This window comes from Rossellomorea vietnamensis (assembly GCF_008180615.1).
Lineage (GTDB): Bacteria > Bacillota > Bacilli > Bacillales > Bacillaceae_B > Rossellomorea > Rossellomorea vietnamensis_D.
The window spans coordinates 17,811-30,405 of record NZ_VTEH01000010.1 but is presented as its reverse complement, the minus strand read 5'-3'; the positions used below and the strand labels follow the sequence as shown (position 1 = coordinate 30,405).

Here is a 12,595-nt window from a genome sequence, read left to right as displayed (position 1 = left end):
ATTATTTTCATTGCTTCATATATTGAAATTTAGAATGGAAGATCGTCATCCGAAATGTCGATCGGCTGACCGTCATTTGCGAATGGGTCATTATCCACACGCGTATAGTTCTGGTTGTTGTTATTGCTGTTGTTATTATTGCGCTGATTCTGATCTTGACCATATGAATAGTCCTGCTGCTGTTTCTGACCGCCGCCATAATTGCTGCCGCCTCGTTCACCTTGATAGCCGGAACCGCCGCCTTGGCTTGAGTTCTTAGGCTCTAGGAATTGAACCGATTCAGCAACGACTTCAGTCATGAAGACACGCTTGCCATCCTGTCCCTCGAAATTACGAGTTTGGATTCGGCCGTCAACACCGGCAAGGCTTCCTTTTTTCAAGAAGTTTGCCACGTTTTCGGCTGGACGACGCCATACAACGCAATTAATAAAGTCCGCTTCACGTTCACCCTGCTGATTCGTAAAAGTACGATTAACAGCTAGTGTAAATGTAGCCACGGGCACCCCGTTAGGAGTATATTTCAGTTCTGGATCCTTGGTTAGCCGACCCACTAATATTACTCGGTTCATCATCAGAATCAACCCCTTCCTTCTAACAATTGTTTCACGTGAAACAAGTCAGAAGCATTCGTTTTCAGAAAACGTTTGGATTATTCTTCTTCTTTGATTACGATATGACGGATGATATCGTCAGAGATCTTAGCTAAACGATCGAACTCAGAAACTGCTTCTGTGTTAGACTGGATTTTTACCAATTGGTAGTATCCATCACGGAAGTCGTTGATTTCATAAGCTAAACGACGTTTACCCCACTCTTTCGACTCGATGATCTCCGCGCCATTTGTTGTTAGGATATTATCGAAACGATCAACAACAGATTTTTTAGTTTCATCATCTACGTTTGGACGGATAATGTACATAACTTCGTACTTTCTCATCTTGTAGTCACCTCCTTGTGGTCTATGCGGCTCTTCTCGGCAGAAGAGCAAGGAGCAATATAATATTACTCACAAGTTAGAATTATATCATAGTGGACAGGTTAATGCAATAGCACGCGAAATACATTAACATTCTTTCTCTACTGAGTTATAGAAACAGCTTTTTCTAAAACTTAATGACTCTATGGCGTAATATCCAGGACAGACTGAATAGAATTATTGCAACTGCCAGTGATGTATACATCGGCCATGCCAGTTCATATTGAAAGGCATCTTGGAGTTCCAGATAGATAAGAAGTCCCGTCCAGCCCATAAATATAAGTGCACCCATAGACAGGAGCCACAGATTTGCTCTCTTTTTATATGTTGTCCACTTCATAAGTTTTAACAGTAACAGAACCACAGCTCCAAAGAATACAATCGAGACAAGAATCGGAGTAAGAGGGAGTCCTTTTTCAGGCGGCACGAAGAGGGCAAATACTCCGTGAACCAAGAAATACCACGCCATCCCTGAGACAGTTATATAGAAATACATCCATAATTTATTTGCTACAGGCTCTTTTGGCAAATCTTTCAACAGCTCATCACAATACTTCTTTGGCTGATTTCCAAACACTTCCTCAGCACTCTGGCCATTTTCCTGCGCTTCCAGAAGGTGCTCAAGAATTTCGAGAAGAAGTTCTTCACCATCTTGCTCCGCTACATTACTCATTCGAATGTAAAGAAGCATATCTTCATAGTACTTCTTGTTTGCTTCATTCAGTTTTTCTCTTCTTTCATTATTGAGCTCGATCATTTCCTTAGCTGTCACACGTTTTCCCTCCTTTAAAAATTGAATCAACTGAAGTACTTAATTTTTTCCACTCACCCCGAAATTGTCCAAGTGCACTCTCACCTGCACCGGTAAGGGTATAATATTTCCGGTTTGGCCCGCTGTCTGATTTTTTCATCTTTCCCTGAATTAACCCTTCTTTTTGGAGACGCAATAAAACAGGGTAGATCGAACCTTCGCTAACAGCATCCATGCCTCTCTGGGATAGTTTCACATAAAGTTCATATCCATAGGTGGGACTTTCATGGATGATGGCAAGGATACATCCTTCTAAGATGCCTTTTAACATCTGACTTTTTAATGACACGTGTTTGCATCCTCTCTAACTTGTTTTACAAGGTAGTGAATCAAAAAAAAGCTATCTTGTTTTACAAGATAGCTTTATCTTACGGGAAATATTCCAGTATTGTCAATAAGAAAAAAGCTGTTCAAAGTACCCATTATAAGGACTTTGAACAGCTATATTTTATTTAGACGTTAAAACGGAAGTGGATGACATCTCCATCTTTTACTATATATTCTTTTCCTTCAAGTCTTACTTTTCCTGCTTCACGTGCAGCTCCCATGGTTTCATTTGCAACCAGGTCGTCGTATGATACGGTTTCCGCACGGATGAAGCCTTTTTCGAAGTCAGTATGGATGATCCCGGCACATTCAGGAGCTTTCATGCCTTGTCGGAACGTCCACGCGCGGACTTCTTGAACACCGGCAGTGAAGTAGGTGGCAAGCCCAAGAAGGTCATAAGCAGCACGGATCAGCTGGTCCAGACCAGACTCTTCGATACCAAGCTCTTCAAGGAACATGGCTTTCTCTTCATCATCAAGCTCAGCAATTTCTGATTCAATCTTCGCACAAACAACGATCACTTCAGCGTTGTCACCTTTCGCGAACTCACGGACCTGCTGAACATATTCATTATCAGATGGGTCTACAATGTCATCTTCGCTAACATTGGCAACATAGAGGACAGGCTTGATCGTCAGAAGATGCAGGCCTTTTACTACTTTCATCTGCTCCTCTGAGAATTCAACCGTACGAGCAGATCTGCCTTCTTCAAATGCCTCTTTCAATTTCACAAGAATCTCATGCTCATAAGCAGCCTCTTTGTCTTTTTGCTTGGCCAATTTTTGTACACGGGCAATTCGTTTGTCAACAGACTCTAGGTCTGCCAGAATCAATTCAAGATTAATTACTTCAATATCATCCAGCGGATTTACTTTCCCGGAAACGTGGGTGATATTATCATCCGCAAAGCAGCGGACAACCTGGCAGATCGCATCCACTTGGCGGATATGAGAAAGAAACTTATTTCCAAGTCCTTCACCTTTGCTGGCACCTTTCACAATCCCGGCAATATCAGTGAATTCGAAAGCTGTCGGAACAGTCTTCTTCGGTTCAACAAGCTCAGTCAATTTATCAAGGCGGTAATCAGGAACCTCTACGATTCCGACGTTCGGGTCAATTGTACAGAACGGATAGTTGGCAGACTCTGCGCCTGCTTTTGTGATTGCATTAAATAAAGTTGATTTCCCGACATTCGGCAAACCAACAATTCCAGCTGTTAAAGCCATTTTGGTCACTCCTCATTAAATGGATCTATATTTATTCTGCCTGATGAACCGGCAGTCAATGTCTAAAATTATTCAAACCTTTTCTAATTATAGGTTTTAAGTGATAGAAACACAAGGGGAGGGTGGAATGATCGGATAGAGCTGGAAGGAAGTTGCCTGGGAAATAGCCGGAGAGCAAGCCAGTTTGGTAACTTAGAATATTTTAGAGAGTAATAGAACTCTTCTAATCGAGGATTGGTTTTAACAGAAAAAGAGAGGGAGTACCCCTGAACGGATAATCCCTCTCCTGCTTAATTCTCTTCTCCCGCAGACTCCAATACCTTCTTCATCTTTTTCGAAAACTCTTTTCTAGGAAGCATGATACTGTGGTCACATCCCTGGCATTTGATACGGATATCCATGCCCATTCTGATGACTTTCCAGCGGTTGACTCCACATGGGTGCGGCTTTTTCATTTCCACGACATCGTTCAATTGAAAGCTTTTTGGCTCCATACCTTTTCCTCCCTACTCACTATCAAGCTGTCTTACGGAATTTTCTATACTCTCTTCTTGTCTGTTATACATAACCATTCGAGGGAATGGAATTTCTATTCCATGTTTATCCAATACAAGTTTAACATCTTTTCGGATATTTCGCGCCATTGCCCAGTGCTGCATTGGGGTACATTCCGCTACAATCCTCATGACAACATCGGAAGCTCCCAGTGTCTGGACACCCAGCAGATCCGGAGGTGTGACCAGTTCTTCGTATTTTTGAGGCATTGTCTGCAGAAGTTCACTGATGACTCTTTCTGCTTCTTCGATGTTCTCTTCATAAGCGATGCTGACATCCACTACAGCGATACTATTATGGATAGAAAAGTTGGTGACCTCGGCGATATTTCCATTTGGTATGATATGAAGCTCACCAGTCCAGTTTTTAATTTTCGTTGTTCTCAGACCGATTTCTTCCACATTTCCTTCCAGTGCCCCGACACGGATGAAGTCCCCTACGGAGAACTGGTCTTCAAAGATGATGAAGAAGCCGGTGATAATATCTCTCACAAGGTTCTGAGCCCCGAAACCAACAGCTAAACCGACAATTCCCGCACCGGCTAAGAGAGCTCCAATCTCAACTCCCAAGTTGGTTAAAACCATCGTGATTGATATGAAATACACAACATAGGTCAAGACATTTTCCAATAGTTTACTTAAGGTAGCTTCTCGTCTCTCCGTTATTTTAAAAGGAGACCGTGAACGCACCCTGAATATATTTCTAATAACTGTTCTACCGACTTTAAGGACAACAGCAGTTAATAATAAAATTAAAATTATTTTTACTGAAGCTAAACCAATCTCAATCCATAAGTCATCACTAATTAACTTATCCCAGAATTCTTGTGTTACTTGTTTAGCCTGATCAGCAGATTCCTCTAACGGATTTTCAGCCTCATTATTATTTGTTTGACTCATAAGAAATCCACTCCTATAAAGCTCTCAGAAAATATATCTCATTGTATCAATTTTATCCGTATTTGGATAGCGGCAAGCAAACTATCCGAAAATTGTTTAAAAGGTCTTAGTTTGTGACAAATACATAATACTATGTATAGATAAGCCTTTTTTTCCGTATACTGTTAATACTACCCACAAAGGAGTGGAGGGAATGAATCTGAAAAAGGGTTTTTTTGAGCGGAAAGCAGAGCCATACCGAGTGCTGCATGATGATGAAAAAGCAGCCGCCTCAATCTCTGCGGAACTGCTCACCATGCTTCCGACAACCATGAGACCCGTAGTAATCGTTTGTATCGGAACAGATCGCTCAACAGGCGATTCCTTAGGACCACTCGTCGGCACCTTTTTAGAAGAAAAAGTAACGGACGGTCTTCATATTTACGGTACACTGGATGATCCCATTCATGCCGTCAACCTGGAAGAAAAGCTGGAGGAAATCAGAAAAAGTCATCTGAATCCTTTCATCATCGGCATCGATGCCTGTCTTGGAAGACTCAAGAGCGTCGGGGCAATCCAGCTTGGCGACGGACCTGTAAAGCCTGGTGCGGGTGTAAATAAGGAACTTCCGGATGTCGGTGATATGCATATCACCGGAATTGTAAATGTCAGCGGCTTTATGGAATTCTTTGTTTTGCAGAATACCCGCTTGAATCTTGTTCTGAAAATGGCCAGAATCATTTCAGAAGGAATCTATCTGGCAAGCAAGGCAAGACCACGAAAAGAGTCATTCTTCAAGGTGAACCTTAATGAAGAAAAACAGCAATTGCTATAATAGAAAAAACACACATGGCAGCCAAGCTTAGTGTGTTTTTTTATTATAAAGGATGTTTTCGCATATATTGTTGCTTTCGGATATCCCCGGATACTAGAGTTTTATCTCTTATCGAGGGAGAGCAGCTCTTTTCTTTTCGGTGTTACCAGAGTTCTTACCTCTCTTAACAAGATTATTTTTTCGGAATTAGTATCAAATAGCAACAAAGTATACGAAAAGAGCCATTACAAAATAAATTGCTGATATCCGTACATTAAGGAGACAACTGCTGCAACCACAAGGATGCCGGGAAGAAGGTTCGCTACCCTGATTTTTGTGAGGCCGATGAGGTTAAGGCCGATCGCAAATATCATGATACCCCCGGCAGAAGTCATTTCCACGATAAAAGAATCCATAACCGCTTGAGGGACGAAGCGGTCAATTTGTGTAGCGAACAAAGCAATCGTTCCCTGATAAAGGACCACCGGAACCGCGGAAAACATAACACCGATTCCCAACGTTGTAGTCAGGATGAGGGAAGTAAATCCATCGATGATTGCCTTTGTATAGAGAACATCATGAGCCCCTCGGATACCGCTGTCCAGTGCTCCAATTACAGCCATTGCACCAATGACAAAAATCAAAGTTGCTGTCACAAAACCCTGCGAGATGCTCGTTTCACTATTTGCCGTTCCCAGCCTTTTTTCCAGCCAGCATCCTAAAGCATTAAGCTTATCATCAAGGCCTATCCATTCACCAATGACCGCACCGAGGACAAGGCTGATAATGACAATGAGGAAATTATCACTTTTCATTCCCATCTGTAATCCTAAAACCATAACAGCCAACCCTATTGCATACATCACTGTACCTTTCATATTCTCCGGAATACGGTGAAGCAGCTTGCCAAGCAGAGTGCCAATAATGATGCACACTCCATTAACGATCGTTCCTAAAAGCACCATAAAGACGTTCTCCTTTTTCGATTATCGAAATTCTTTCTACTAAAATAGCACTTTTCACCGTGATTGCCTACAATTTTTTTACATTTAGGATAAAAGACGGAACCTAAAAAAAGACTGTTTTCCGTTTGTTGGGTACAACCATTTTCAAAGCTATGCCTTAAGTGAGAATCAGCAGATCCATCTGGCTGTCCATCCTTAAGATAAAAGGCGGCACAAAAAAAGAACCAACACATTTAAAATGGTCAGTTCAATAAGCACCTATTATTTATCTTCCAAGTGGCCCAGCATTTCCAGAATTCGATCCAGATCTTCTTTGGAGAAGAATTCGAATTCGATTTTGCCTTTTTTCTTGGATTGCTTGATGGAAACATTGGTACCGAATCTTTCTCTTAAAATTGTTTCCTGTTCTTTAATGAAAACATCTTTCTTTTCCGGCTTCTTTGTTTCACGTGAAACATTTTCATTAAACTCATGAATCAGTTTCTCCAGTTGTCTTACATTCAAAGATTCTTTGATGATTTTATCGACAACCTGCTGCAATTTCTCTTTCTTTCTTAAGCCAAGCAGAGCGCGGCCATGTCCCATCGTAATTTTATTATCGATGATCAGCTGCTGAATCTGCACAGGCAGAGAAAGGAGACGGATATGGTTGGCAATATGGGGCCTGCTTTTCCCGAGCCTTTTCGCCAGCTGTTCCTGTGTGAGGTCCAGCTTGTCCATCAGAAGTTGATACGCATTGCCTTCTTCAATCGGCGAGAGGTCCTCACGCTGCAGGTTTTCTAATACCGCGAGCTCCATCATTTGTTTATCTGTCAGTTCCCTGACAACGACGGGAACTTTATCAAGCTTTGCTTCTTTAGCCGCTCTATATCTTCTCTCACCAACGACTATTTCAAAGCCCTTGATGCTTTTCCTGGCAATGATCGGCTGTAGAATCCCGTGCTCCAGGATGGATTCCTTCAATTCCTCGATTGCTTCAGGTTCAAATACTTTACGCGGCTGATAAGGGTTAGGCCTTAATTCTTTCAGGCTGATTTCCTGAACTGACTCTTCTTTCTCAGCATCCACATTGGCGAATAAAGCGTTTATTCCTTTACCTAGTCCTTTAGCCATTCGCAGCCACTTCCTTTGCTAGATCTAGATAAACCTCTGCACCCCTGGATTTGCTATCGTAGATAATAATTGGTTCTCCATGGCTTGGAGCTTCGCTTAATCGAATGTTTCTAGGAACAATGGTCCGGTAAACTTTATCTTGAAAATATTTCTTCACTTCTTCAATGACCTGAATTCCCAGGTTTGTACGAGCGTCCAGCATGGTCAGCAGGACTCCATCGATCGCCAGGTCATGATTAAGATGCTTTTGCACCAGCCGGACGGTGCTCAACAGCTGGCTCAGCCCCTCGAGTGCGTAATATTCACATTGCACAGGGATGATGACGGCATCAGATGCGGTTAACGCATTGATCGTCAACAAGCCAAGAGAGGGAGGACAATCGATGATAATATAATCATAGTCATCTTTAACCTTTTCAAGAGCCCTCTTTAAGCGGACCTCCCTGGATATCGTTGGAACAAGTTCAATTTCCGCTCCTGCGAGCGAGATGGTGGCGGGTACTGCAAATAGCCGTTCCACTTTAGTCGGCTTCACCAAATCTTTGACCTCTGCATCATCTACTAACACATCATATATACATTCCTGGACATCCCCTTTTTCAATGCCCACACCGCTTGTGGCATTTCCTTGCGGATCAATGTCAACTAGAAGTACTTTCTTTCCTATGTATGCTAAACACGCCCCCAAATTGACGGATGTTGTGGTCTTTCCCACTCCGCCCTTCTGGTTGGTTATGGCTATTATTCTGCCCAAGGTTTTCACCTGCCCTTTAAACTTCCAATTCAATTTCCTGAAAAATTTATCGTCTACCTTCTATTCTATCAAAATTCCGGAATAGTTTGTCTTTCATTTCAAAAAAATTCTATTTCCAATTTATATTGAATGGCTGCATACAAAAAGTGAGAAACCATTTAACTGTTTCTCACTGAAAGAATCTATTGTGCTGTTTGTATATACTTAATGCTGCAAAGAAGCAAGTGATTTCCGCTCAATCCCCTTGAGTATAAGAAAACACCTTAATAACAACTCATTTTTTGGAAGTAAAGGGTGAAAAACTCAGCACAATAGATATCTATGAATATAGGAATAATGCTATAGCAGATTAATAGATATTATTATTGCTTTTTCTTAGGTATTTTTATAGTGAACTGATAGTATTCTTCATGCTCTTCTTCCTGGGAATCAAGATTGATTCCACTGTCGGAAACCATGGACAGCGATTGGCGGATCGTGTTGACCGCAATTCTCATATCCTTGCTGAAGGCCTTGCGCTTTGGCTTCGGCTTTTCTTCACCTTCAGAAAGCATTTTATCCACTCTGTCTTCAGTTTGTTTGACATTGAGGTTTTTCTCAATGATTTCCTGAAGCAGAATCACCTGTTTTTCCTTCTTTTTAAGAGGGATGAGCGCCCTCGCATGTCTTTCTGTAATTTGCTTGGCCAGGACGGCTTCCTGTACTTCTTCAGGCAGCTTTAAGAGCCTGAGCTTGTTGGCAACAGTGGATTGCCCTTTTCCAAGGCGCTGTGCAAGGGCCTCCTGGGTTAAATTATGAAGTTCAAGCAGTTTGCCATAGGCAACAGCCTCTTCGATCGGAGAAAGCTCTTCCCTTTGCAAATTCTCTATTAATGCAACAGAAGCTGTTTCTGTATCAGACATATTTTTAATAATAGCAGGTACAGTTTCCCAGCCAAGCATTTGAACTGCCCGGAACCGGCGCTCCCCTGCAATAATTTCATACTGATTTTCATCGCTTTGCCGCAGGACAATCGGCTGTATGATTCCGTGAGTATGAATCGTTCTCGATAGTTCTTCAATCTTCTCTTCGTTAAAGACTGTTCTTGGCTGAAAACGGTTAGGGACTATACTGGAAATTGGAATATTCTTTACTTCATCTCTATCATTCACTTCGCTGACAGCAGCTTCCATCTCCTGATCAGTACCCTGGTCTTTTTCTCCTAAGCCAAAAAAACGAGAGAAAGGATGCTTCATCTTCCTACACCACCTTTAAGGAACTCCCTTATTTACTATTCTCTATCATATGACAAGTTCCTGCAATCACTTTGACCGTTTATCAGATATTAATCGACACTATTTTCAATTAATGTACAATCAAATTCATATACAGGAACCGGTTGATGCACATAGCTTTTAACGGATGTTACTCTAACGGAAGCTTATTAGGTGTTCCAGGTTTACGCGGATACTTCTTAGGTGTCGGCTTCACTTTCTGAATAACAATGATGTTTCTTTCACTTTCTTCTATCGGAAGCTGAAAAGAATGGACTTCCTCCAGTTCCCCACCCAAAGTTGTGATTGCTTTCTTTCCTATGTTCATCTCTTCGGAAGCACTGGCTGCTTTCATCGCAGCAAAAGTCCCATTTTTCTTCACTAACGGAAGACATAATTCGCTTAACACAGACATCCTGGCCACAGCCCTTGCGGTTACCAGGTCGTATTGTTCCCGATGCTCCGGTTTCTGGGCGAACGTCTCGGCACGGTCATGATAAAAATAGGTATTCTCCAGTTCAAGCTTCTCAGCTAAGTGATTAAGGAAAGTGATCCGCTTATTCAGGGAGTCCACAATATTCACTTCTATTTGCGGAAAGCATATTTTCAGAGGAATACTAGGAAACCCAGCCCCGGCACCCACGTCGCATACCCGGATTTCCCGGTTGAAATCCAGGTAAAAGGCAGCGGTAATAGAATCATAAAAGTGCTTCAAGTACACTTCTTCTTTATCAGTGATGGCAGTTAAATTCATCTTTTCGTTCCATTCAACAAGCGTTTCATAGTATTGCTGGAACTGGGCGAGCTGCTTTGATGTCAGGTTGATGCCCTTTTCGCTCAACTTTTCTGTAAACTGAGAAATATTCATTGATTCAATCCTTCCTTTAAAACTCTTTTCGGCAGATAAGGAAAAGAGCCACGGCTTCTTCTATTATTCAGCTGATACCTTAGCAATTTTTCCTTGTTCAATATACACAAGCAAAATTGAAACGTCTGCAGGATTTACGCCGGAAATCCTTGAAGCTTGGGCCAATGATAAAGGACGGACTTCTTTTAGTTTCTGTCTTGCTTCAGATGCAAGGCCGTTGATGGCATCATAATCGATGAAATCAGGGATTTTTTTGTTTTCCATCTTTTTCATTTTATCGACCTGCTGCAGCGATTTCTCAATATAGCCTTCATATTTAATCTGAATTTCTACCTGTTCTTCAATGTCTTCAGTTAAAGATACTTCTCTTGGAATCAAAGATTTGATATGGCTGTAGTTCATTTCTGGGCGTCGAAGCAGATCGGATGCCAGGATGCCGTCTTTCAGTTCACTTCCGCCGGCTGCTTTGATTACATTTTGCGTCTCTTCATTTGGCTTCAGCCTGATTGTACTCAACCGCTCTTTTTCTTCCTCAATCGATGCCTTTTTCGTCAGGAAACGTTCATACCGCTCCTCATGAATGAGACCGATTTTGCGGCCGATTTCTGTGAGGCGAAGGTCTGCATTGTCATGGCGGAGCAGCAGACGATATTCCGCACGTGAAGTCAGAAGACGATAGGGTTCATTGGTGCCTTTTGTCACGAGGTCATCAATCAGCACCCCAATATAAGCGTCTGAACGATCTAAAATGACCTCTTCTTTATCCAAGGAACGGCAAGCAGCATTAATACCCGCCATCAAGCCTTGTCCAGCCGCTTCTTCGTAGCCAGATGTACCATTAATCTGTCCTGCTGTATAAAGGTTTTTGATTTTCTTTGTTTCCAGTGTCGGCCATAACTGCGTCGGCACAATGGAATCGTACTCAATTGCATATCCAGCTCTCATCAGCTGTGCTTTTTCCAGTCCAGGGATGGTTGCAAGAATTTTCATCTGCACATCTTCCGGAAGACTTGTTGATAGTCCTTGAACATACACTTCTTGTGTGTTCTTTCCTTCAGGCTCAAGGAAGATTTGATGTCTAGGTTTATCATGGAAACGGACAACTTTATCTTCAATGGATGGACAGTAGCGCGGCCCTGTCCCTTTGATCATCCCTGAGTACATAGGGGAACGGCTCAGGTTGTCATCAATCAGCTGATGTGTTTCGGCATTGGTATACGTTAACCAGCAAGGCAGCTGATCTGTGATATATTGTGTTGTTTCATAGCTGAATGCCCGAGGAACTTCATCGCCCGGCTGTATTTCTGTTTTTGAATAATCGATTGTTTTGCTGTTTACCCGCGGTGGAGTTCCCGTTTTGAAACGGACCATATCGAACCCAAGCTCCTGTAAATGCTCAGAAAGTTTGATGGATGGCTGCTGATTATTCGGGCCGCTTGAATATTTAAGATCTCCAAGGATGATTTCACCTCTAAGGAAAGTACCGGTAGTGATGACAACCGTTTTCGCACGGTAACCAGCGCCTGTTTGAGTTACCACACCTTTACACTCGCCATCTTCAATGATAAGGCTTTCGACCATTCCCTGCAGAAGTGTCATGTTCGGTTCATTTTCAATTGTTTTCTTCATTTCATGCTGATAAGAAAATTTATCTGCCTGAGCTCTTAAAGCACGTACGGCAGGTCCTTTTCCCGTATTCAGCATACGCATCTGGATGTGGGTTTTATCTATATTTTTCCCCATTTCTCCACCTAGTGCGTCAATTTCCCTGACCACGATTCCCTTTGCGGGTCCGCCTACTGACGGGTTACACGGCATGAATGCAACCATATCTAGATTGATTGTAATCATCATGGTCTTGGCACCCATTCTTGCAGCTGCCAGTCCGGCTTCTACACCTGCATGGCCCGCACCGATAACGATGACATCAAATTGTCCTGCTTCATATTGCATCGTTTTCGTTTCCTCCTTAATGTTGGTACTTCTATTTTTAAAACTTTATTAAAGTAAGTCGTTCTATCTTATGTCCCTGTTCGTGAACTTTACTGCTATCTA

At 42.3% G+C, this 12,595-nt stretch carries 14 protein-coding genes; 1 reads left to right on the top strand and 13 read right to left on the bottom strand.

The window, feature by feature from the left end:
* Window positions 1-29: 29 nt before the first annotated feature.
* The 7 genes from ssb to FZC79_RS13005 all read right to left on the bottom strand — a co-directional run bounded on the left by ssb (window position 30) and on the right by FZC79_RS13005 (window position 4,794).
* A complete protein-coding gene (ssb, locus tag FZC79_RS13035) occupies window positions 30-572 on the bottom strand; it encodes a single-stranded DNA-binding protein (RefSeq protein ID WP_148947218.1) in 543 nt (180 codons plus the stop codon).
* Between the two features lie 77 nt (window positions 573-649).
* Window positions 650-937: a 30S ribosomal protein S6 gene (gene rpsF, locus FZC79_RS13030; protein ID WP_148939467.1), complete on the bottom strand. Its 288-nt coding sequence runs from the start codon at window positions 935-937 to the stop codon at window positions 650-652.
* 166 nt (window positions 938-1,103) lie between these two features.
* On the bottom strand, window positions 1,104-1,748 hold the full coding sequence (locus FZC79_RS13025) for a DUF1129 family protein (protein WP_148947217.1): 645 nt from the start codon (window positions 1,746-1,748) through the stop codon (window positions 1,104-1,106).
* Window positions 1,738-2,076 (bottom strand): PadR family transcriptional regulator, encoded by a 339-nt coding sequence (locus FZC79_RS13020; RefSeq protein WP_148947216.1) that lies wholly within the window; start codon window positions 2,074-2,076, stop codon window positions 1,738-1,740. The genes FZC79_RS13025 and FZC79_RS13020 overlap by 11 nt, the downstream gene beginning before the upstream one ends.
* 163 nt (window positions 2,077-2,239) lie before the next feature.
* Window positions 2,240-3,340: a redox-regulated ATPase YchF gene (gene ychF / locus FZC79_RS13015; RefSeq protein ID WP_148947215.1), complete on the bottom strand. Its 1,101-nt coding sequence runs from the start codon at window positions 3,338-3,340 to the stop codon at window positions 2,240-2,242.
* 290 nt (window positions 3,341-3,630) lie between these two features.
* Complete coding sequence (locus FZC79_RS13010; protein WP_148939471.1) at window positions 3,631-3,834, bottom strand: DUF951 domain-containing protein; 204 nt, start codon at window positions 3,832-3,834, stop codon at window positions 3,631-3,633.
* 12 nt (window positions 3,835-3,846) lie between these two features.
* Entirely contained in the window at window positions 3,847-4,794 is a 948-nt protein-coding gene (locus tag FZC79_RS13005; RefSeq protein ID WP_148947214.1) for a mechanosensitive ion channel family protein, read from the bottom strand.
* A gap of 193 nt (window positions 4,795-4,987) precedes the next feature.
* On the opposite strand from FZC79_RS13005, the gene yyaC reads away from it, so the two are divergent.
* A complete protein-coding gene (yyaC, locus tag FZC79_RS13000; RefSeq protein ID WP_148947213.1) occupies window positions 4,988-5,608 on the top strand; it encodes a spore protease YyaC in 621 nt (206 codons plus the stop codon).
* 224 nt (window positions 5,609-5,832) lie between these two features.
* On the opposite strand, the gene FZC79_RS12995 is transcribed toward yyaC, so the two are convergent.
* From FZC79_RS12995 to mnmG, 6 genes are all read right to left on the bottom strand, one after another.
* Window positions 5,833-6,552: a DUF554 domain-containing protein gene (locus tag FZC79_RS12995; protein ID WP_148947212.1), complete on the bottom strand. Its 720-nt coding sequence runs from the start codon at window positions 6,550-6,552 to the stop codon at window positions 5,833-5,835.
* Window positions 6,553-6,813: 261 nt separating this feature from the next.
* Window positions 6,814-7,665, bottom strand: a complete 852-nt coding sequence (locus FZC79_RS12990) for a ParB/RepB/Spo0J family partition protein (protein WP_148947211.1) — start codon at window positions 7,663-7,665, stop codon at window positions 6,814-6,816.
* Complete coding sequence (locus FZC79_RS12985; RefSeq protein WP_148939476.1) at window positions 7,658-8,419, bottom strand: ParA family protein; 762 nt, start codon at window positions 8,417-8,419, stop codon at window positions 7,658-7,660. Before FZC79_RS12985 ends, FZC79_RS12990 begins: the two co-directional genes overlap by 8 nt.
* 362 nt (window positions 8,420-8,781) lie before the next feature.
* Window positions 8,782-9,654, bottom strand: a complete 873-nt coding sequence (noc, locus tag FZC79_RS12980) for a nucleoid occlusion protein (RefSeq protein ID WP_148947210.1) — start codon at window positions 9,652-9,654, stop codon at window positions 8,782-8,784.
* 169 nt (window positions 9,655-9,823) lie between these two features.
* On the bottom strand, window positions 9,824-10,540 hold the full coding sequence (gene rsmG, locus FZC79_RS12975; RefSeq protein ID WP_148947209.1) for a 16S rRNA (guanine(527)-N(7))-methyltransferase RsmG: 717 nt from the start codon (window positions 10,538-10,540) through the stop codon (window positions 9,824-9,826).
* 63 nt (window positions 10,541-10,603) lie between these two features.
* Entirely contained in the window at window positions 10,604-12,493 is a 1,890-nt protein-coding gene (mnmG, locus tag FZC79_RS12970; RefSeq protein ID WP_148947208.1) for a tRNA uridine-5-carboxymethylaminomethyl(34) synthesis enzyme MnmG, read from the bottom strand.
* Window positions 12,494-12,595 lie beyond the last annotated feature (102 nt).